Genomic DNA, 21,282 nt, shown 5'->3' on the forward strand with positions numbered 1-21,282 from the left:
TGAAGCAGGTTAGTGGATACCTACGTCAGAAAGATCGACGCCACTCGAAGGCGCATGGTCGTCACGGCCGCTGAGCTGCACTCCGTGCTCGCGCATCTGCGTCAAAGCCGCCTCGATCGTGGCGGTTGCCACACCCGCGGTGAGGGGAAGGAGGACGGTCGTGGCAAAGCCGGCGCGGACAGCGTCGAGTGCCGTGGCCTTCACACAGTGATCGGCGGCGATGCCGATCACGTCGACGTCGGTGATGTCGTGCGCCCGCAACCACTGCTCGAGAGTTGTGCCGTCCTCGGAAAAGCCTTCGAACCCGGAGTACGCGGCGCTGTACGCACCTTTGGAAAACACGGCAGAACCGGCGATCGTTGCATCGAATGCCGGGTGGAAGTCGGCCCCGGAGGTTCCCACCACACAGTGCACCGGCCAGGTGTCGACGTAATCAGGGTTCTCGGAGAAGTGAGCGCCCGGATCGATGTGGAAATCGCGGGTCGCTGCGACGGCGTCGTACTCGTGAGAATCGACGAAGGTGTTGATTGCGGCAGCTACGGCAGCGCCGCCGTCGACGGCGAGGGCGCCGCCTTCACAGAAATCGTTCTGGACGTCCACCACGATCAATGCGCGCGCGGTCATCGCTGATCACCACCGACAAATCGAACCGGAACGGCGGAATCGCCACGGGAGAGCTTCAAGCCTTCCCACGGGAGGCTGACCAGTCCGGCTTTCACGACTGCTCGGCTTTCTTCCAACGTCGGGACGCCGTCGACGGTCTTGCCGCCGCGTACCAGAGGAATCATCAGCTCGGTCGCGCCGTCCGCGGCGGTGAACGGCGAGGGTGCGTCGGCGGGATAGATCACTTCCTCGACCAGTGTTCCGGTCGGGCGCGCGATGCGCAGTGCCTTCTTTGCTCCGCCGCGCGACGCCTTGTTGGTACTGCGCTTCTCGACGGGAATTCCGTCCACCTCGACAAGTTTGTAGACCATGCCGGCTGTCGGCGCGCCGGAGCCGATGACAAGAGATGTGCCGACGCCGTACGTGTCGACAGGTTCGGCACGCAACGCGGCGATGGCGTATTCGTCGAGGTCGCCGGAGACGACGATGCGGGTCTTGGTGGCGCCGAGGTCGTCGAGTTGTCGACGGACCTGGCGGGTGATCACCCCGAGGTCGCCGGAGTCGATGCGTACCCCGCCGAGCTCGGTTCCGGCAACGGCGATAGCGGTTTTCACGCCTTCGGTGATGTCGTAGGTGTCGACAAGCAACGTGGTCGAGACACCGAGTGCGTCGACCTGCGCGCGGAAGGCCGCAGCTTCGTCAGTTCCGTTGTCAGTGGTGTGCAGGAGGGTGAACGCGTGGGCGCTGGTGCCCGCGCCGGGAACCTCGTGGCGGCGGACGGCTTCGAGATTGGAGGTGGCGTCGAATCCGGCGAGGTATGCGGCGCGGGACGACGCGACGGCAGCTTGCTCATGGGTGCGGCGTGACCCCATCTCGATGAGCCGTCGACCGTCGGCTGCGCTGACCATCCGGGCAGCGGCCGACGCAATCGCACTGTCGTGGTTGAGGATCGAGAGCGCCAACGTTTCGAGCAACACGCATTCGGCAAACGATCCGCGGACGGAGAGGATCGGTGAGCCGGGGAAGTAGAAGTCGCCTTCGCGATAGCCGTCGATATCGCCGGAGAATCGGTAGTTGCGCAGCCACTCGACGGTGGTGTCGCCGAGGAACTTCGAGACGATCGCCAGTTCGGGTTCTCCGAAACGGAAGTGCTCGAGAGCGTCGAGTAGCCGCTCCGTACCGGCGACGATTCCGTAGCGTCTGCCGTCGGGGAGTCTGCGCGCGAATACTTCGAAACTGCAGGTACGGAAAGCAGATCCGTCGGCAAGTGCGGCAGAGAGCATGGTGAGCTCGTACTGGTCGGTGAGCAGAGCGGTACTCGCGGCGGCGTCACGGGTGTCGGAGATTTGCGTAGGCACGCACACAACTCTAGGCGGGAGACCACGAGGGTGGGTGTTGTCGCCTCGGATCGCGCCGTACCCTGGAGACATGGTTTTCGGCTCTGCGACTGTTTCCACAACTGCCTCTGCGCCGCGCGCGGTTCCGGAGCAGTCCGAGGCTGTTGCAATCATCGAAGCTGTTGACAGGCCTTGGGTGACGATCGTCTGGGACGATCCGGTCAATCTGATGCACTACGTGACCTACGTGTTCCAGAAGTTGTTCGGCTACAGCAAGGCCAAGGCCACCGATTTGATGATGAAGGTCCATTCGGAGGGCAAAGCCGTCGTGTCCAGCGGTTCGCGCGACAAGATGGAAGCCGATGTTCGGCGTCTGCACGCGGCGGGACTGTGGGCCACGATGCAGCGCGACGACACGTAAGACTCGCTCACCTTCGACAAGTTCGAATCGATCACAAGAGGGGAGTCCGACGCGTGCGGACGTGGATCAAGAAGAACTCGCTTTCCGGAGTGAAGTTCAAATCCGAGATGGACGCTCATGAGGTGACCGTCCTGAGTTCGCTCGTCGAGTCGGTGATCGGACTGCTGGAGGATCGTGAGTCCGGCGCACCGCAGGACGAGTTGGCAGCGCTCACCGGTCTTCGAACCGGTAACTCGGAGGCGCCGGACAATCCGGTTCTGGCGCGACTGCTTCCCGATTTTCAGCGGATCGATCCCGGCAAGGTGTCCCCGGATTCCGATGACCTCGACGACGCCGGCGCCAATGTCAACGGTGCGCTGCGGAGTTTGCACGAACCCGAGATCATCGATGCGAAGAAGGCGGCGGGCAGGGTGTTGCTGGCGTCACTTCCCGCGGACGGCGGCAAGATCCTCCTGACCCAGGAGCAGGCCGACGCGTGGCTGTCCGCGCTCAACGACGTTCGTCTGGCACTCGGCACCAATCTCGGTATCGACGCAGACACTTCGGAAAGTCTGGACCCGGACGATCCGCGGGCACCGCATCTTGATGTCTATCACTGGTTGACGTGGATGCAGGATTCGCTCGTTCAGGCGCTCATGCCGTGATCACCACGGCGACAGGCCCCACGGATTCGTTGACCGATATCGCCGGATTGACTGTCGGTCATCATCATCGGCTCGACGACGACGCTGCCCTGGGTTCGGGGGCGGCAACGGGATGCACGGTGGTTCTTGCTCCGGCGGGAGTGGTTGCGGGAGTTGATGTTCGGGGCGGCGGTCCGGGCACTCGCGAAACCGATCTCCTGGATCCGAGCCATTCGGTTCAGCAAGTCAATGCCGTGCTCTTGAGCGGCGGAAGTGCTTACGGCCTGGCCGCGGCCGACGGTGTCATGCGGTGGCTCGAGGAACACGGCCACGGAATCGCGATGGGCCTGCCCGGCCAGGTGGTGCCGATCGTGCCGGGCGCCGTCATCTTCGATCTGCCGGTCGGGGACTGGAAGATTCGACCTGACGCCGATTTCGGATATCTGGCAGCAGAATCCGCGTCGCGTGAATGTGCGACCGGAACGGTGGGCGCCGGTGTCGGTGCCCGGGCCGGTGGGATCAAAGGCGGAGTCGGAACTGCCAGCGTCGTGATCACCGACGGACCGGCCAAGGGGGCAACGGTGTCGGCCCTGATCGTGGCAAACCCGGTCGGCTCGGTATTCGATCCACGTACCGGTCTGCCGTGGGGCGTCGGGTCCGAGGGGGAGGTGTCCCTCGGGATCGGCATGCCGATCCCGTGCGAGCTCGATGCAGCCAACGCGATCGGCGCCAAAGGGACTGTGCTCAACACCACCATCGGCGTCGTCGCTACCGACGCGACCCTGACAAAAGCCGGGTGCCGACGCGTTGCGGTTGCCGGTCACGACGGTTTGGCCCGGGCTATCCGTCCTGCCCATTCACCGTTGGACGGTGACACGATCTTTGCGCTCGCTACCGGAACGCACACGCCGGAATCGGCGATCGACGTACCGGCGGCGTTCCCCGCTGATCTGCCAATCCTCGATGCTGTCTGTGCGGCTGCCGCCCAGGTTGTGGAACGGGCAATCGTCAAAGCGATTCTGGACGCGACATCGGTGGCGGGAATCCCGAGTTACCGAGACCTGTTCCCGTCTGCGTTCCTCTAGATCCCGGCCGGCGCCGGTAACCTCGATGTAGACACATCTACTGTGAGGACAACCGCGATGACGATGGATTTCAGCAGTCCGGATTTCGGTTCACGGGCACCGGTTCCGGCGCCGAAATCTCCGTCGGTGTGGAAGCAGTCCGCGGTGCTGGTCGGCGGATTTGTTCTGGCGCTGTACGTAATCGAGATCGTCGATGTCATTTCCGGTCAGACGGTCCAGAACGCCGGAGTTTCACCGCGAACGCTGGACGGTTTGTGGGGCATCCTTTTTGCGCCCGTGCTTCACGACGACTGGGCACATTTGATCGCGAACACCATTCCCGTACTGATACTCGGCTATCTCGTTCTGGTGTCCGGCATATCGAGAGGGCTGGCCGCGACCGGAATCATCTGGGTGATCGGCGGGGTCGGAACGTGGCTTGTTGCCGGAGCGAATACCAACCATGTCGGGGCGTCGGTGTTGATTTTCGGGTGGGTGACCTATCTGTTGACGCGTGGATTCTTCACCCGAAGTTTCGGTCAGATCCTGATCGGTGTTGTGGTCTTCGTGATCTACGGCGGAGTGCTGTGGGGCGTGCTGCCCAGTACACCGGGAGTGTCGTGGCAGGGGCATTTGTTCGGTGCGGTCGGCGGCGTCGTGGCGGCCTGGGCACTCTCCTCCGGCGATCGAGCGAACCGCCTTGCGGCCGCAACACCGGCCCGACCTGCAACTTTCTGACCGGACGTGGGTCACACCCGTCTATCGGTGTGACTTCGACTCGCCAAAACGACCGGGAGCTTTTTTGTTGATGGGTCGACGTGGCAGCATGACCTTATGCGCATGACCGTCCTGGGGTGTTCCGGCAGCGTCTCGGGGCCGGATTCACCGGCTTCGGGCTACCTGCTCACAGCGCCGGGTACCCCGCCGCTCGTCATAGATTTCGGTCCCGGAGTGCTCGGGGCACTGCAGCGGTACGCGGACCCCGGTGATGCGACGATTCTGCTCTCGCACCTACATGCGGATCATTGCCTCGACATGCCGAGCCTGCTCGTGTGGCGTCGTTATCATCCGAACCGCCCCGAGGGGCGCGCGTTGGTGTACGGCCCGACCGATACCGCCTGCCGGATCGGAACGTCGTCCGCCGAATGCGCCGGCGAGATGGACGATATTTCCGACACCATCGATCTGAAGCTGTGGGCCGAAAACGAGCCCGTCACTTTCGGCGAACTGACGGTCGTGGCGAGCCGCATGAACCATCCGCCGGAGGCCTACGGATTCCGGATCACCGACGCCGACGGCCGGGTTCTCGTCTACACCGGCGATACCGGGATGTGCGACAACGTCGTCGAGCTTGCTCGTGGCGCCGATATTCTTCTGTCCGAGGCGTCGTGGACGGACAGCCCGGATCGACCGGAAGGTATACACCTGTCCGGCAAGGAAGCCGGCCGGATCGCGACGTTGGCCGGAGTGAAGGAACTACTCCTCACACACATCCCGCCGTGGACGTCCCGTGAGGACGTCATCGCCGAAGCAAAATCCGAGTTCGCCGGACCGGTTCACGCTGTGTCCGCGGGAAGCGTGTACGACATCTGACGTGTTGCCTGAGGCGGGACGCTAGGCTCACGAAGGTGACTACACGAGAAGACGGCAGGGCGGACGACGAACTTCGCCCGATCAAGATCACCCGCGGGTTCACCAGCCATCCGGCCGGCTCGGTTCTGGTCGAGTTCGGTAATACCCGGGTGATGTGCACAGCCAGCGTCGAAGAAGGTGTTCCGCGGTGGCGCAAGGGTTCCGGGCTCGGCTGGCTCACCGCTGAATACGCGATGCTCCCCGCAGCGACGCACACCCGCAGTGGACGTGAATCCGTCAAAGGCAAGGTCGGTGGCCGCACCCAGGAAATCAGCCGGCTCATCGGTCGATCTCTCCGGGCGTGCATCGACCTCGCTGCCATCGGCGAGAACACCATCGCTCTGGACTGCGATGTCCTGCAGGCCGACGGTGGCACCCGTACCGCTGCCGTCACGGGGGCATACGTAGCTCTCGTCGACGCGGTGACGTATCTGCGCGCTGCCGATTTGTTGAGCGACCCGCAGCCCATCTCGTGTGGCATCGCGGCCGTCAGCGTCGGCGTCGTGGACGGACGCGTGCGCCTCGATCTGCCGTACGAAGAGGATTCGCGCGCCGAGGTCGACATGAACGTCGTCGCCACCGATACCGGAACCTTGGTGGAAATCCAGGGCACCGGCGAGGGCGCTACCTTCCCGCGCTCGACCCTGGACAAGCTTCTCGACTCGGCGCTCGCGGGCTGTGAGCAGCTGTTCGAGATCCAGCGTCAGGCTTTGGCGGAGCCGTATCCGGGCGTGTTGCCCGAACCCAAGAACCCGGAACCCAAGAAGAAGTTCGGTGCCTGAGCTGTGAGCGTACGAGTATTGGTAGCAAGCAGAAACGCCAAGAAGCTGAAGGAACTCCATCGCGTTCTCGACGCCGCCGGTGTGAGCGGAATCGAACTGGTCGGGCTCGACGAGGTGCCGCCGTTTCCGGAAGCGCCGGAGACCGGTGCGACATTCGAAGAGAATGCGCTCGCCAAGGCCCGCGACGGCGCCGCGGCCACTGGAATGCCTTGCATCGCAGACGATTCCGGGGTCGAGATCGACGCCCTCAACGGAATGCCCGGCGTGCTGTCCGCCCGCTGGTCCGGCACTCACGGAAATGACGCCGCGAATACCGCGCTGGTCCTCGCTCAGTTGGGTGACGTGCCCGACGAGCGGCGCGGCGCAGCCTTTGTCTCGGCGTGCGCACTGGTGATTCCCGGCGGAGACGAGACCGTGGTGCGCGGCGAATGGCGCGGCGTCATCGGCCGGGAACCGGCCGGTGACGGCGGATTCGGCTACGACCCGATCTTCCGTCCCGGCGGTGACACCCGCTCGGCAGCGGAGTTGACGCCGGCCGAGAAGGATGCGGCCTCGCATCGGGGGAGAGCTCTCGTGCAGTTGGTCCCCGCGTTGGCGGCCCTGGCCGGCTGATCGCACATACAGCAAAGGCCCTGAACGTCAATGACGTTCAGGGCCTTTGCTTTACGTGAGGATCAGAGGTTGTAGTCGCTCTTGACCTGGATGGTCCGCTTGTGTTCGAAGACGAACGACAGGAACGGAATGGTGCCAGCCAGTGCCGTGGCAACCGTCGTACCAGGCTTCCAGCGCGCCTTGATCGCCAAGTCGACCGTGAACACCAGGTACAGCATGTAGAACAACCCGTGAATCTGGCCGATGTAGAACAGCCACGACGGAGCGTCAGCGGAGTTCTCCAGAATCAGGTACTTGTAGACCATCTCACCGGTCAGGAACAGCAGCCACAAGCCGGTGATCCACGCGAGAACGCGGTAACGAACTAGCGCCGAAGCAACTTTCTTCTGCTTCTCGGCCTGCGCCTTGGTGGCCTTGTCTGAGGTGGTAGCGGTACTCGCTTCCGGGCCGGTACTCACGTGGTGCTCCTATCGGGCTCGCGAGCGGCGAGCTGCGCAAGGTAGTCGTTGTATTCGAGCATTTGGCGTGCCTCAGGGTCATCGGCATCAAAATCCGCGTCGCCGAACTGTGCCCGGGGGCGCTGCGGTAGAAGATCGGCCGGAATCTCACGCGGCTCGGCCGCGGCTTCCTCGGCTTCGACCTCATCCGGGTCGGCATCTTCGAGCTGAACGAACTTGCGATATGCGTACACCACAAATCCAGCGAACAGTGGCCACTGCAATGCGTAGCCGAGGTTCTGCCCGCTGCCGCCCACAGCTTCGAAGCGCTCCCACTGCCACCAACCGAGCGACAAGCAGACCGCTGCTGACACAAGAACCAGCAGGATCAGCGCAGGTCGGCTTTTTGTAGGCTTCTTCGACACACTACGACGGTACCGCAGAGCTATAGTGCCGCGCCCTGCGATCTCCGACACGGTGTCGTAGCAACAGGAAGTAACAAACAGAGCCCCACCGAAAAGATCTCGGTGGGGCTCTGCGTTGTGCGCGAGGGGGGACTTGAACCCCCACGTCCTGAGACACTGGAACCTAAATCCAGCGCGTCTGCCAATTCCGCCACTCGCGCGCGGAATTCACAGGATACGCGATTGCCGCCCCCACCATCGACACCGCCCTCACATGGCTGGAACCGGCACCGATTTCGTCGGTCGCCTGGGTTGCTCGGCAGTGCGTTGGTACCGCCAGGCCGCGTGTGTGAGAGTTGTTGTGGGGACGCTCAATTCTGCGGCCACCGCAGCGAGAAGTGACGTTGCTTCCACGGTGCCCAGTTCTTCGCTACTACCGACTGCCTCGGTGGCAAAGCGAGTCAGCAATTCAACCGAATCAGAGGTGAGTGTGCCGGACAGGAACAGCAGCATGTCGAATGTGCGCGCGCCGAACCCCGGAACCGACATGATTGCCGCGCGATGCCCGTCGGTGTCGCTGATATCTGCGCAACCGGTACATCCGACCGCAACAAGCGCTGCTGCGCCCAGTGCGGCGGCCTCCGCTTTGGTGGAGTAGTTGCCCGGCACGCGCTGGCGGTTACCGAGAATGCCTGCCAGTTCGTCGCCGCGCTCGGCGAAGTCCGCCAGCGCGGAAAGGTTGTCGAGTGGTGCGTCGGACTTGCGGTGGCTACGCCACCTCGTGATGACGGCTCGCACCCCCGTCGTGGGCGTTCCGTAGGCGGCGCGGGCCGAGAAAGTTGCGTCGAGAATGGCGGCTTCGGCTTCCTGCGCCCACCCGTCGGTCCAGTGTGGCCACGCGGACTGCGGCAGTTCGCGTGAGATGAAGTCGATGACGATTTTTGTGCTGTCGGTACCCATGGTTTCTCCCCCCGAGAAAGTTGTCCGATCGGACGGGCTGACCCTAGCGGCGGAGTCCGACAGGTTTCGGGCTGAAAGGCACGCGAGGGCCCAACCGTCAAGAGGGTAACGATTCGGTAACGATAAATATGAGGGGTTCCTCAGGTTTGTGGAAATCCTAGTAACAGTCCCTGGCAGCGCGTTTGTGACCTACTCACGAGTCACTTTCTCGGCATCCCGTGAGGAAGATCACCGCCTGGAAAGTCCAGTATTTCGAGCCGCCGCCAAACGTGAGGAAATCCTCATGATCCTGTGTCAGCCTTAACGTGCACGCCGGGCGCAGACATGCCGATTTCTTTCGGTCCCATGCACGACATGCGCCCCCGGGCAGACCCACAATTCCCACCTCGCCGCAGAGGTGACCAGGAGAGGACGTACGCGTGACGATCGATGACACGACACCTACAGGAAACGGACGCGACTCGAAGGACGGACGCCGCGTCGGCGTCGACGGGGGAGCCTCCCGCACGAACAGCAAAGGTGCGCTCGTCGATTCACTGAACAACGGATTGCCGTACGCCCTTGCCTTCGGTGGACAGGGTGCCCCGTGGCTCAGCACGCTCGAGGAACTCAGCCGCGACAACGGTCTAGAGCCACTTCTCACCGACTTGGTCAACGACGCGGCAGCGCGTCTCGCTCCGCTCGCCCAGGATCTTGTGGTGGTGCGCCCCATCGGATTCGATCCGGTTGCGTGGATTCTCGAAGCCGAGATCGTGGACGAGGAAGAAGGTGAGAAGCCGGCAGGTCCCTCTGCTGCAGCACTCACCGCAGCACCCGTTTCACTTCCCGGCGTCTTCCTCACGCAACTTGCGGCGTTGCGTGCGTTGACTGCGCAGGGTCTCGATATTGCAGCGCATCCACCGGTGTCCGTCATCGGTCATTCGCAGGGTGTGCTCGCTACTGCTGCCGTTGCAGCCGGTGGCAATGACGACGGCGAGCTTCTTGCCGTGGCTCAGCTCGTCGGCGCCGCAGCCAGCCTGGTCGGTCGTCGTCGCGGCATCATCGCGAGCGCATCCGGCAAGCCGATGGTTGCCGTCTCCAATGTCGACCCCGAGCGCCTCGCGGCGATCGTCGCCGAACTGGCCGAGACCACGACGGACGATCGCGCTGCGGTTCTGGCAATTCGCAACGGACGTCGCCGGGTTGTCCTCGCGGGACCGCCCGCTCAGCTGGCCCGCGTGCAGGAACAGTGCGAGCAGATCGAAGCGAACGAGGCCCGCGAGCGTGACGGCAAGAAGCGTGGCGGTTCGGTCTTCGCTCCCACCTTCGACGCTCTCGACACCGAGATCGGTTTCCACCACCCGGCGCTCGCCGATGCAGTCGACCTGGTCGGCAGCTGGGCAGCGCGCTGCGGCCTCGACGCAGATCGCGCCAGTGCACTTGCGCAGGCAATTCTCGTCGACCCGGTCAACTGGGTGCAGGCTGTTGACGGTGCGATCGATGCCGGCGCGCAGTGGATCCTCGATCTCGGACCCAGCGATCAGCTGACCCGTATGACGTCCTCCTCGCTGCGTGGCCAGGGTGTTGGCATCATCGCCGCATCGACCCGCGGCGGTCACCGCAACTTGCTCACTCCCGGTGCTGCGCCTGAGGTCTCACGTTCGTGGACCGAATTCGCGCCCAAGCCGGTGACGTTGCCGGGTGGACGCATCGGCGTCGAGACGGCCTTCACGAAGCTGACGGGTCGTTCACCGATCCTGCTCGCAGGTATGACGCCGACCACGGTCGACGCCAAGATCGTTGCCGCTGCTGCCAACGCCGGTCACTGGGCCGAGCTCGCCGGTGGTGGACAGGTCACCGAAGAGATCTTCGAAGATCGTGTCGCAGAACTGAAGATGCTGCTCGAGCCGGGCCGCGCGGTCCAGTTCAACTCGCTGTTCCTCGACCCGTACCTGTGGAAGCTGCAGCTCGGTGGCAAGCGCCTCGTGCAGCGTGCCCGCACTGCCGGTGCCCCCATCGACGGCGTCATCGTCACCGCCGGTATCCCGGAACTCGAAGAGGCCGTTGCGCTTATCGAAGAGCTGTCCGAGATCGGCATCACCAACATCGCATTCAAGCCGGGCACCGTGGCGCAGATCCGCTCCGTGATCCGCATTGCCAACGAGGTTCCGAACTTCCCCGTCATCGTTCACATCGAAGGTGGTCGCGCCGGCGGACACCACTCGTGGGAAGACCTCGACGACCTGCTCCTCGACACGTACGCCGAGCTGCGCACGCGCTCGAACCTGATCATCTGCGTCGGCGGCGGCATCGGAACACCCGAGCGCGCAGCCGATTACCTGACCGGCCGTTGGTCGATCGGAGCCGGCTTCCCGGCAATGCCCGTCGACGGCATCCTCGTCGGCACGGCCGCCATGGCGACGCTCGAGGCCACCACCTCTCCCGAGGTCAAGCAGCTTCTCGTCGACACTCCCGGTACGCCGGACTGGGTCGGCGCCGGTACCGCTGAAGGTGGAATGGCTTCTGGCCGTAGCCAGCTCGGCGCAGACATCCACGAGATCGACAACGCTGCTTCGCGCACCGGACGCCTCCTCGACGAGGTAGCCGGCGACGCGGACGCCGTCGCCGAACGCCGCGACGAGATCATCGCCGCACTCGACGTCACCGCAAAGCCGTACTTCGGTGACATCGAGACCATGACGTACGCGCAGTGGTTGCGTCGTTACCTCGAGCTGACCGTCGGAATCGACGCGGCGAAGGAATTCGACTGCGGCGCAGACCTGGCCGATGCGATCGCCGACGCAACCTCGAGCCCGTGGCTCGACATCACCTGGCGCGCCCGCTTCGGCGAGATGCTCCAGCGCACCGAGGCGCGTCTGCACCCCGTCGACCGTGGACCCATTCCGACCCTGTTCGGTGACGCCGAGACTCTCGAGCGTCCCGAGGCCGCGATTTGCGCACTGCAGGCTTCGTACCCGGACTACGCGAGCACGGTTCTGCATCCGGCCGACGTCTCGTTCTTCGTTTCTCTCTGCAAGACGCCGGGCAAGCCGGTCAACTTCGTTCCCGTCGTCGACGGTGACGTGCGCCGCTGGTGGCGCAGTGACTCCCTGTGGCAGGCACACGATCCGCGGTACACCGCCGATCAGGTCTGCGTCATCCCCGGCACCGTCGCCGTCGCCGGCATCACGCGCGTCGACGAGCCCGTCGGTGACCTGCTCGATCGTTTCGAGAAGGCCACGTACGACGAATTGGTTGCCGGCGGAACCGCTCCGGTTGTTCTTGCCAGCCGTCGCCACCAGGATTCCGCTCCCGGTTTGCTCGACGCCGTTCTGTCGGCACCGGATCTCCAGTGGGCCGGTCGCCTGACCCAGAACCCCGTGCGTCGTCTCGGCGATCTCGAGGAGTGGAGTGCCGCGTCCGCTGACAAGGCTGTTCATACCTCGACCGGGTCGAGCCTGACGGTTGTCGACGACACTCACGTCCTGCTCTCGGTTCCGCTCGTGGCCGACAAGTCGGTCGACATCACGATCACCATCCCGGCCTCCGTTGTCGACGGTGGCGCTCCGGTGGTCACCGAGGCCGATGCCGAAGCTGCGATGTCCGCACTGCTGGCAGTTGCTGCCGGACAGGAACTTCCGACGGTCAAGAACGGCACCGCACGCCTCAACGTCGCGTGGGTCCCTGACCGCATCGCCGATCACGCCGGAGTCACCGGTTCCGGTCTGCCCGCCACACTCAGTGTCAGCGGCAAGGCTGTTCCGGACGTCGTCGTCGGAGCCTGCTGGCCCGCCGTGTTCGCCGTCCTCGGCGCAGCCAAGCTCGACAGTCTTTCAGTCATCGAAGGCATGCTCGACCTGGTCCACCTCGACCACACCGTCGACTTCGTCGGTGAGCTGCCTTCCGAGACAAGCATTCTCGTGGTCAATGCCGAGGTCACCTCGGTTCTCGACACCGACCTCGGTCGTGTGGTCGAGGTCAAGGTCGAGGTCGGCGCCATGCTGGGCGAGGGCCTCGACGCTCCCGCCGTGGTCACCATGTCCGAGCGCTTCGCCATCCGCGGACGCACCGGCGCAGGCGAACTCGCCGACCCGGCTCGCGCCGGTGGATCGATCAGCGATGCCGCTATCGACACGTCGCGTCGTCGTCGCCGTGACGCGAAGATCCTCGCACCGGTCAGCATGGGCGCCTTCGCTCAGGTTTCCGGCGATCACAACCCGATTCACACGTCCGACAACGCCGCTCTCTTGGCCGGTCTCGGATCCCCGATCGTGCACGGCATGTGGCTCTCGGCCGCAGCGCAGCAGGTTGTCACGGCAGTCGATCCCAGCGAGACCCGCACGCCGCCGCGTCGTCTGACCGCGTGGACTGCTCGCTTCCTCGGAATGGTTCGCCCCGGTGCCGAGATCGACGTCCGCGTCGATCGCGTCGGTATCGATCAGGGTGCCGAGATCGTGGAGGTCGGTTGCCGTATCGACGGTGACCTCGTCATGGTCGCCACCGGACGCACCGCTGCACCGAAGACGATCTACGCTTTCCCCGGCCAGGGTATCCAGCGTCCGGGCATGGGCCTCGACGCCCGCGCCCGCTCGAAGGCAGCGCGCGACGTCTGGGAGCGTGCGGACAAGCACACTCGCAAGGCGCTCGGATTCTCCATTCTTGCTGTGGTGCGCGACAACCCGGTCACCGTCAAGGCCCGCGGTGTCGAGCACAAGCACCCGGACGGTGTCCTGCATTTGACGCAGTTCACCCAGGTCGCGATGGCTGTTCTCGGTGTCGCCCAGGTTGCGGAACTGCGTGAGTCCGGAACCTTCATCGAAGGCTCGTTCCTTGCCGGTCACTCGGTCGGTGAGTACAACGCACTCGCCGCTGTTGCCGAGGTCTTCCCGCTTGAAGCACTCCTCGAGGTTGTCTTCCAGCGCGGCTCCGCGATGCACCAGTTGGTTCCCCGTGACGCAGCGGGCCGTTCGGACTACCGCATGGCTGCAATCCGTCCGTCGCAGATCGGTGTGTCCGACGACGATGTGCAGGCTTTTGTTGCCGGCGTTGCCGAGGCGTCCGGTGAGTTCCTCGAAATCGTCAACCTGAACCTGCGTGGCAGCCAGTACGCCATCGCCGGGTCGGTTGCCGGCCTCGACGCACTCGAGATCGAGATCGACCGTCTTCGTGCGGAATTCGGTGGCAAGCGGGCCTACATCCAGGTTCCCGGCATCGACGTGCCGTTCCACTCCACCGTCCTGCGCGGCGGCGTCGCGGACTTCCGTCGTTGCCTCCAGGATCTGCTCCCGCACGACATCGATCCGGACATCCTGATCGGCCGCTACATCCCGAACCTCGTTCCGCGGCTCTTCTCGCTGGACCGCGACTTCGTTCAGGAAATCGCCGACCTGGTGCCGTCCGAGCAGCTGCAGGAAGTCCTCGCGGACTTCGACAGCTACGCAACGCGCAGCCACGAGTTGTCCCGGATCATCCTGATCGAGCTTCTGGCTTGGCAGTTCGCCAGCCCGGTTCGCTGGATCGAGACCCAGGATCTGCTCTTCGGTGACGAGGCTGACGGTGGCCTCGGTGTCGAGCGCTTTGTCGAGGTCGGTCTCGGTGCTGCCCCGACCGTCGCGAACCTCGCGTCGCAGACACTCAAGCTGCCGGGTCGCTTCGGTTACCCGGTCGAGGTTCTCAACATCGAGCGCGAAGCTGCGATCGTCTACGGCACGGACGTCGATCCGGCTGTCGAGGACGACGACGTGGAAGCGCCCGCTGCTGCCGCTGCTCCGGCTGCTGCTGCCGCACCGGTTGCTGCCGCACCGGCTGCACCCTCGGGCGGACCGCGTCCGGACGACATCACCTTCAAGGCGCCGGACGCCACGAAGGTCCTGATCAGCCTGTGGACCAAGCTGCGTCCCGATCAGGTCGGCCCCGCCGACACGATCGAGGCTCTGTGCGACGGCGTGTCCTCACGTCGGAACCAGCTTCTGGTCGACCTCGGTTCCGAATTGTCCCTCGGTGCCATCGACGGTGCGGCGGATGCCGACATGGGCTCGCTCGCAGCCACAGTCGACAAGCTGGCCCGTACGTACAAGCCGTTCGGACCGGTACTTTCCGATTCGATCAACGATCACCTGCGCAAGGTCTTCGGCCCCTCGGGCAAGCGTCCCGGCTACATCGCCGATCGCGTCAAGAAGGTCTGGGAACTCGGCGACGGTTGGGCGCACCACGTCACCGCGGCGGTAGCGCTCGGTACCCGTGACGGTGCCAGCATCCGCGGCGGCGATCTCGGCGGCTTGACCTCCGGCGCTCTGGCCGATGCAGCAGCAGTCGACGCAGTCATCGACAGCGCCGTTGCTTCGGTTGCGTCCGCTCGCGGCACCAGCGTTTCGCTGCCCGCAGCGGGTGGCGGCGGCGGTGGAACCGTCGACGCAGCTGCTCTGGGTGAGTTCACCGAGAACATCACGGGCCGCAACGGCGTTCTGGCTTCGGCCGCCCGCCTCGTGCTCGAGCAGCTCGGACTCAGCGAAGAGGCTCCGGTCGCGACGGTCGAAGACACCGAACTGGTCGAACTGGTCTCGGCCGAACTCGGCTCGGACTGGCCGCGTCTGGTTGCTCCGGCATTCGACGCTCAGAAGGCAGTGCTGCTCGATGACCGCTGGGCAAGTGCGCGTGAGGATCTCGCACGTATCTGGCTGGGTGACACTGCGTTGTCGGTGGAGAACTTCATCGGTGCCGGTTCCACTGTTGCCGCGCAGGCGAAGTGGTGGGCCACTCGCGCCACCGACGAAGGCCGCACCACGCTGGCCGAGGTCTACACGCGCATCGCCGATGCGGCCGTGACTGCAGAAACCGACGCACCCGAGTGGGCCGGCGAGGTCGCAGTCGTGACCGGCGCCAGCAAGGGATCGATCGCAGCAGGGGTCACGGGCAAGCTCCTGGCCGGTGGTGCAACGGTATTCGTCACCACGTCGCGTCTGGACAGCTCGCGTCTCGGCTTCTACCGCGACCTGTACCGCGAGAACGCTCGCGCCGGTGCCGCTCTCTGGGTGGTTCCCGCCAACATGGCGTCGTACACGGATGTCGACGCACTGATCGACTGGATCGGCAACGAGGCCACCGAAAATGCCGGTGGCGCAAAGAAGCTGATCAAACCGGCCATGACGCCGACGATGCTCTTCCCGTTCGCGGCTCCTCGCGTCGCGGGTGAGCTCTCCGACGCCGGTGCCCGCGCCGAAATGGAAATGCGCGTGCTGCTGTGGTCGGTGGAGCGTCTGATCGGTGGTCTGTCGAAGATCGGTTACGACAGTGACGTCGACACGCACCTGCACGTCGTTCTGCCCGGTTCGCCGAACCGCGGAACGTTCGGTGGCGACGGTGCTTACGGTGAGGCCAAGGCTTCGCTGGTCGCCGTGGTCAACCGCTGGAAGGCCGAGCGCAACTGGGCCGAGCGAGTCACGTTGGCACACGCCATCATCGGCTGGGTCCGTGGAACCGGTCTGATGGGCCACAACGATCCCATCGTCGACGCTGTCGAAGCTGCCGGTGTCCGCACCTGGTCCACCCAGGAAATGGCAACCGAACTGCTGAAGACGGCTTCCGTCGAGTCGCGTCGTAGCGCAGCGAAGGCTCCGCTCGAGATCGACCTGACCGGTGGACTTGCCGAGGCGAATCTCGACCTGGGCGCTCTGGCCAAGGAAGCTGCCGCGACGGCGGAGATCGCCGAGGCGGTCGACGAGGCAGTGGACGAGAACACCATCCTCGCGCTGTCCGCACCGGCACGTATCGACAGCTCGATCAAGGCTCCGAGCTGGCCCGAACTCGATGTCACCCCCGCGGACCTCGTAGTCATCGTGGGCGCGGGCGAGCTCGGCCCCTACGGTTCCTCGCGCACTCGCTTCGAGATGGAGGTCGACGAGCAGCTCTCTGCCGCAGGCGTTCTCGAATTGGCGTGGAACACCGGACTCATCGTCTGGGAGAACGACCCCAAGCCGGGTTGGTACGACGTCGAATCAGGCGATCTGGTGCCCGAGGCGGAAATCGCCGACAAGTACCACGACGCAGTCGTCGAGCGTTGCGGCATCCGTCGCTACGTCGACGAAGGCCAGATGATCGACAACACCGCGCCGCTGCTCACTTCCGTGTTCTTGGACAAGGATCTGAGTTTCGTGGTCGGTAGTGAGGCAGAGGCCCAGGCCTTCGTCGAATCCGATCCCGAGAACACCGTGGCCGCGGTATCGGCCGAATCCGGTGACTGGACGGTCACGCGCCGTGCCGGCACCGAGATCCGTGTTCCGCGCAAGATGAAGCTGACCCGCAGTGTCGGCGGTCAGATTCCGACCAACTTCGACGTCACGAAGTGGGGCATTCCCGCCGACATGGCTGATTCGGTCGACCGCGTCGGACTCTGGAACATCGTCGCAACCGTGGACGCGTTCCTCACGGGCGGCTTCACTCCGAGCGAACTGCTGCGTTGGGTTCACCCGAGCCTGGTGGCTAACACGCAGGGCACCGGCATGGGCGGCATGACGTCCATGAGGAGCCTGTACATCGACACGCTGCTCGGCGAGAACCGCCCCAACGACATCCTGCAGGAAGCTCTGCCGAATGTTATTGCGGCGCACGTCGTTCAGTCCTACGTCGGTGGCTACGGTGCGATGGTTCACCCCGTCGCGGCCTGCGCTACGGCAGCTGTGTCCGTCGAGGAAGGCGTCGACAAGATCCGGTTGGGCAAGGCCCAGCTGGTTGTTGCCGGTGGATTCGACGACCTGAGCGCGGAAGGCATCATCGGCTTCGGTGACATGTCGGCCACGGCCAAGACGTCGGACATGCACGCCAAGGGCATCGAGGATCGCCGGTTCTCGCGGGCCAACGATCGCAGGCGTGGCGGCTTCGTCGAGTCCGCCGGTGGTGGCACGATCCTGCTCGCTCGCGGTGACCTGGCACTGGAGATGGGCTTGCCCGTTCTCGGTGTTGTCGCCTGGGCCGGATCGTTTGCAGACGGTGTCCACACGTCGATCCCGGCTCCGGGAATCGGTGCACTGGGTGCCGGACGTGGGGGAGCGGACTCGCAGCTCGCACTCTCGCTCAACGCTCTCGGCGTCAGTGCGGACGACATCGCGGTCATCTCCAAGCACGACACGTCCACCGCGGCAAACGATCCCAACGAGGCGGAACTGCACGAGCGTCTCGCCGGGGCCCTCGGCCGCAGTGACGGTGCCCCGATGTTCGTGGTCTCGCAGAAGAGCCTGACCGGCCACGCCAAGGGCGGCGCAGCTGCCTTCCAGCTGATCGGTCTGTGCCAGGTGCTCAGCCAGGGCGTCATCCCGCCGAACCGCAGTCTCGACTGCGTCGACGACAAGATGGCCGAGTTCGAGCACCTCGTGTGGGCACGTCAGCCGCTCAAGTTCGGTGAGCAGCTTCCGCTGCGCGCCGGCCTGCTGACCAGCCTGGGCTTCGGTCACGTCTCCGGACTGATCGCCGTCGTTCACCCGCAGGCCTTTGTCGAGTCGGTACCGGCTGCCAAGCGTGAGGCGTACATCGCCGCAGCACAGCAGCGCGCCATTGACGGTCAGCGTCGCCTCGCCAAGGCGATGTGCGGTGGCGACAGCCTGTACGAGCGTCCCGCCGATCGTCGTCTCGGCGCCGACGGAACGCCCGCGAAGGCGTCGCGTCAGCTCGAAGCAGACATGCTGCTGAGCGAGGACGCCCGACTCGGCGCAGATCAGGTGTACCGCTCGAATCTGCCTGGCTGCAAGTAGATAATCGCAGGATGGGAGTTCTGGGTATCGGTTTCGACCTCGTCACGGTGTCGGAGTTCGCCGAGCAACTGAAACGGCCGGGAACGGCTATGCTCGACAACTTCACACCGGGCGAGCGTCGAGACTCCAATACTCGGAGTTCCGATCCCGCAAGACATTTCGCGGCCCGGTGGGCGGCGAAGGAAGCAGTGATCAAAGCGTGGTCCACTGCTCTCTTCGCCAGCCCACCGGTGCTGGGGGAGATGATTCACAATCAGATCGAAGTCGTCTCGGACGCGTGGGGACGCCCCAGCATCAGATTGCGGGGCGACGTCGCGAAGCACCTCACCGACGTGAAGATTCACATTTCACTGACGCACGACGGAGACATGGCCGGCGCATTTGCCGTCATCGAGTCGAACTAGCGTCAGAACTGGTCGTCGGCGGCCGTGCCCTGGCCTTTCAGACGAGATTCCTTCTCCGCCACCAGCAGATACGCACCCATCAGACGCTTGAGTTCCACCACCGCGTCGGCGTGGCTCTGGCCGTCCTGCACGGAGAAATTCAGCATCGAATACACGACGTGCACAAGCACTTCCGCCATCATCATGCGGCGATCCCGCGGTGAACGCGGGGTGAGCGGGCCGAGCATCTTGGCGACGGTTTCCGCGAACTGCTTCTCGTGAATGACACCGGTCGCCCGCGTCGACGGCGTGGACTGCATGGCCAGCCACACCTCGCGCCGCGACGGATCGGACGTCCAGAGTCCGGCCATGTGGTCGACAAAACTGTTGAGGAACCGCAGCCAATCGAGCGACGGCACTTCGCCGCCGAACTGCGCCAGCTCGTGCTGCACCCCCACGAGGTCCTGACGGTTCAGTTCACACACGATGACGTACTTGTTGGCAAAGAACTGATACAGGGTCCCGATGGGCACGTCAGCGCGTGCCGCGACCTCTTCGCATGTGAACGATTCGAAACCGACGTCGGTGAGAAGTTCCCGGGAGGCGGCGAGCAGAGCATCGAATTTGCGCTGGCTTCGTTCCTGCGTCGGACGTTTGCGCGGGAGCAGTTCCTGAGGTGCGTCGCTCTGAGAATTTTCGAGTGCGGGGTCCGGCCGGCGTCGTACACGGTTGCGGGTGGATGGCTGCACGGATTCGAGGTTATCGGCATCCGTCGCAGAATTTGGCACTTGTGGAATATCAGGGGTCACCGAAAGATCACCTGACCGACTGCTCGAAATCCGACGACGTTGCCACCCTTCGATACTAGGTGACCGAACGTGCGCTAGAGGAGAGGGTTGCTCCTCGGTGATTCGGGCACACTGGAGTCGGCGAGAAAAGGAGACCGAAATGGCCGAACAGTTGCGAGCCGCAGTACACGAGCTCATGCCCCGCGCCCACGAGGATCTGACGCGGCTGGTTGCGTTGCGGTCGGTCGCGGATGCACGGCAATTTCCGCCGGAAGAGTGTGCGGCAGCTTCCGCCTGGGTGGTCGAGGCATTCCGCGACCAGGGATTCGCGGACATCGAGGCGGTGGAGACATCGGACGGTTCCGCAGCGGTGATCGGATATCGGCCGGGGCCACCGGACGCCCCGACAGTTCTCCTGTACTGCCACTACGACGTTCAACCACCCGGAGACGAAGAGCTTTGGAATTCGCCACCTTTCACGCTGACCGAACGCGGCGGACGGTGGTACGGGCGAGGTGCGTCGGACTGCAAGGGCAATCTCGTGATGCACTTGACCGCACTCCGGGCCTTGGCCGCGGCAGGGATCGACCCGGCGGTCAATCTGCGAATCGTCGCCGAGGGCTCGGAAGAAATGGGAACCGGAGGTCTCGAAGACCTGCTGCGCCTGCGTCCCGAACTGTTCGCCGCCGACGTCATGCTGATCGCTGACACCGGCAACACTGCGGTGGGTGAGCCCACGATCACGACGTCACTGCGCGGCATCGCGAATGTGGTCGTCCACGTCTCGGCACTCGAAGGTGAGGTGCACTCCGGTGTGTTCGGTGGCCCGGCACCCGACGCGATGACCGCATTGGTGCAGATGCTGGCAACGCTGCACGACGAACACGGCAACACCACCGTCGACGGCTTGGTGAACGATCAGCGCTGGGCCGGTGTCGAGTACGACGACGAACAATTCCGCATCGACGCGGGAGTTATCGACGGTGTCGATCTGGTGGGTTCCGGTTCGGTGGCCGACCAGGTGTGGGCTCGGCCGGCGCTCACGATCTTGGGAATCGACTGCCCGCCGGTGGTCGGCTCGGCTGCAGCGATCACGCCCCGTGCCTCCGCGCGACTGAACCTTCGCGTTCCACCCGGCACGGATCCGGCCGACGCTCAGGACTTGTTGATCGGGCATCTTCTGGCCGGCGCGCCGTGGGGCGTGCAGGTGAGCGTGGAACCGGAGGCAACGGGAATGCCGTTCGGCGCTGCTACGGGTGGGCCGGGATTCAAACAGCTCACAGCGGCTCTGAGTGCGGCGTACGGCGCCGAAGTCGGATTCGCCGGACAGGGAGGCTCGATTCCCCTGTGCAGCGCGCTGGCGGAGCAGTTCCCCGACGCGGAGATCGCATTGATCGGCGTCGAGGAACCGCAGTGCCGCATCCACGCCCCGAACGAGAGCGTCGATCCGTCGGAGATCGAGAATCTCGCGTTCGCGGAAGCTCTGTTTCTGAGCAGGTTCGAATAGCTAGTCC

General features: G+C 64.5%; 16 protein-coding genes and 1 tRNA gene. 10 read left to right on the forward strand and 7 right to left on the reverse strand.

Translation table 11 applies throughout. The annotated features are described in order from the left end of the window. Window positions 1-9 precede the first annotated feature (9 nt). Entirely contained in the window at window positions 10-624 is a 615-nt protein-coding gene (locus ACFRFQ_RS16720; RefSeq protein WP_378659733.1) for an isochorismatase family protein, read from the reverse strand. Then, complete coding sequence (locus tag ACFRFQ_RS16725) at window positions 621-1,961, reverse strand: nicotinate phosphoribosyltransferase (protein WP_378659736.1); 1,341 nt, start codon at window positions 1,959-1,961, stop codon at window positions 621-623. Before ACFRFQ_RS16725 ends, ACFRFQ_RS16720 begins: the two co-directional genes overlap by 4 nt. 70 nt (window positions 1,962-2,031) lie before the next feature. On the opposite strand from ACFRFQ_RS16725, the gene clpS reads away from it, so the two are divergent. From clpS to rdgB, 7 genes are all read left to right on the forward strand, one after another. Beyond that, window positions 2,032-2,361, forward strand: coding sequence for an ATP-dependent Clp protease adapter ClpS (gene clpS / locus ACFRFQ_RS16730; RefSeq protein ID WP_033232727.1), 330 nt, complete (start codon window positions 2,032-2,034; stop codon window positions 2,359-2,361). A 53-nt stretch (window positions 2,362-2,414) separates the two neighbouring features. Next, window positions 2,415-3,005: a DUF2017 domain-containing protein gene (locus tag ACFRFQ_RS16735; protein WP_378659740.1), complete on the forward strand. Its 591-nt coding sequence runs from the start codon at window positions 2,415-2,417 to the stop codon at window positions 3,003-3,005. Then, window positions 3,002-4,069 (forward strand): P1 family peptidase, encoded by a 1,068-nt coding sequence (locus tag ACFRFQ_RS16740; RefSeq protein ID WP_378660591.1) that lies wholly within the window; start codon window positions 3,002-3,004, stop codon window positions 4,067-4,069. The genes ACFRFQ_RS16735 and ACFRFQ_RS16740 overlap by 4 nt, the downstream gene beginning before the upstream one ends. A gap of 57 nt (window positions 4,070-4,126) precedes the next feature. Then, window positions 4,127-4,786: a rhomboid family intramembrane serine protease gene (locus ACFRFQ_RS16745; RefSeq protein WP_378659742.1), complete on the forward strand. Its 660-nt coding sequence runs from the start codon at window positions 4,127-4,129 to the stop codon at window positions 4,784-4,786. A 96-nt stretch (window positions 4,787-4,882) separates the two neighbouring features. Continuing rightward, window positions 4,883-5,641 carry a cyclic nucleotide-degrading phosphodiesterase gene (locus ACFRFQ_RS16750; protein ID WP_378659744.1) on the forward strand — a complete coding sequence of 253 codons (759 nt, stop codon included), beginning with the start codon at window positions 4,883-4,885 and terminating at the stop codon, window positions 5,639-5,641. Window positions 5,642-5,676: 35 nt separating this feature from the next. Further along, on the forward strand, window positions 5,677-6,462 hold the full coding sequence (gene rph / locus ACFRFQ_RS16755) for a ribonuclease PH (RefSeq protein ID WP_138872777.1): 786 nt from the start codon (window positions 5,677-5,679) through the stop codon (window positions 6,460-6,462). A gap of 3 nt (window positions 6,463-6,465) precedes the next feature. Then, on the forward strand, window positions 6,466-7,074 hold the full coding sequence (gene rdgB / locus ACFRFQ_RS16760; protein WP_378659747.1) for an RdgB/HAM1 family non-canonical purine NTP pyrophosphatase: 609 nt from the start codon (window positions 6,466-6,468) through the stop codon (window positions 7,072-7,074). A 62-nt stretch (window positions 7,075-7,136) separates the two neighbouring features. On the opposite strand, the gene ACFRFQ_RS16765 is transcribed toward rdgB, so the two are convergent. The 4 genes from ACFRFQ_RS16765 to ACFRFQ_RS16780 form a co-directional block, all read right to left on the reverse strand. Further along, complete coding sequence (locus tag ACFRFQ_RS16765; RefSeq protein ID WP_138872779.1) at window positions 7,137-7,532, reverse strand: DUF3817 domain-containing protein; 396 nt, start codon at window positions 7,530-7,532, stop codon at window positions 7,137-7,139. Then, window positions 7,529-7,936 (reverse strand): transcriptional regulator, encoded by a 408-nt coding sequence (locus ACFRFQ_RS16770; protein WP_185993168.1) that lies wholly within the window; start codon window positions 7,934-7,936, stop codon window positions 7,529-7,531. The genes ACFRFQ_RS16765 and ACFRFQ_RS16770 overlap by 4 nt, the downstream gene beginning before the upstream one ends. A gap of 118 nt (window positions 7,937-8,054) precedes the next feature. Further along, window positions 8,055-8,136 (reverse strand) — tRNA-Leu (locus tag ACFRFQ_RS16775). A gap of 49 nt (window positions 8,137-8,185) precedes the next feature. After that, window positions 8,186-8,875: a hypothetical protein gene (locus ACFRFQ_RS16780; protein WP_378659752.1), complete on the reverse strand. Its 690-nt coding sequence runs from the start codon at window positions 8,873-8,875 to the stop codon at window positions 8,186-8,188. A gap of 419 nt (window positions 8,876-9,294) precedes the next feature. On the opposite strand from ACFRFQ_RS16780, the gene ACFRFQ_RS16785 reads away from it, so the two are divergent. Together ACFRFQ_RS16785 and ACFRFQ_RS16790 are read left to right on the forward strand one after the other, a co-directional pair. Next, window positions 9,295-18,597: a fatty acid synthase subunit beta domain-containing protein gene (locus ACFRFQ_RS16785; RefSeq protein ID WP_378659755.1), complete on the forward strand. Its 9,303-nt coding sequence runs from the start codon at window positions 9,295-9,297 to the stop codon at window positions 18,595-18,597. Window positions 18,598-18,608: 11 nt separating this feature from the next. Further along, on the forward strand, window positions 18,609-19,001 hold the full coding sequence (locus ACFRFQ_RS16790; RefSeq protein WP_378659757.1) for a holo-ACP synthase: 393 nt from the start codon (window positions 18,609-18,611) through the stop codon (window positions 18,999-19,001). 2 nt (window positions 19,002-19,003) lie between these two features. Here the strand turns inward: ACFRFQ_RS16790 and ACFRFQ_RS16795 are convergent, their stop codons facing one another. Continuing rightward, the gene (locus tag ACFRFQ_RS16795) at window positions 19,004-19,729 is read right to left on the reverse strand and encodes a TetR/AcrR family transcriptional regulator (protein WP_378659760.1); all 726 of its coding nucleotides are present in this window, start codon (window positions 19,727-19,729) and stop codon (window positions 19,004-19,006) included. 199 nt (window positions 19,730-19,928) lie between these two features. Between ACFRFQ_RS16795 and ACFRFQ_RS16800 the strand changes: the two genes are divergently transcribed. Then, window positions 19,929-21,275, forward strand: a complete 1,347-nt coding sequence (locus ACFRFQ_RS16800) for a dipeptidase (RefSeq protein ID WP_378659762.1) — start codon at window positions 19,929-19,931, stop codon at window positions 21,273-21,275. The last annotated feature ends 7 nt before the right edge of the window (window positions 21,276-21,282 follow it).

The sequence above is a fragment of the Rhodococcus sp. NPDC056743 genome (genome assembly GCF_042790355.1).
In the GTDB taxonomy this organism is placed as follows: Bacteria; Actinomycetota; Actinomycetes; order Mycobacteriales; family Mycobacteriaceae; genus Rhodococcus_F.

Coding starts and splice junctions, on each gene's coding strand:
- ACFRFQ_RS16720 (WP_378659733.1), bottom strand. CDS start 624: ATGACCGCGCGCGCATTGATCGTGGTGGACGTCCAGAACGATTTCTGT.
- clpS (WP_033232727.1), top strand. CDS start 2,032: ATGGTTTTCGGCTCTGCGACTGTTTCCACAACTGCCTCTGCGCCGCGC.
- ACFRFQ_RS16745 (WP_378659742.1), top strand. CDS start 4,127: ATGACGATGGATTTCAGCAGTCCGGATTTCGGTTCACGGGCACCGGTT.
- ACFRFQ_RS16750 (WP_378659744.1), top strand. CDS start 4,883: ATGCGCATGACCGTCCTGGGGTGTTCCGGCAGCGTCTCGGGGCCGGAT.
- ACFRFQ_RS16780 (WP_378659752.1), bottom strand. CDS start 8,875: ATGGGTACCGACAGCACAAAAATCGTCATCGACTTCATCTCACGCGAA.
- ACFRFQ_RS16790 (WP_378659757.1), top strand. CDS start 18,609: ATGGGAGTTCTGGGTATCGGTTTCGACCTCGTCACGGTGTCGGAGTTC.
- ACFRFQ_RS16800 (WP_378659762.1), top strand. CDS start 19,929: ATGGCCGAACAGTTGCGAGCCGCAGTACACGAGCTCATGCCCCGCGCC.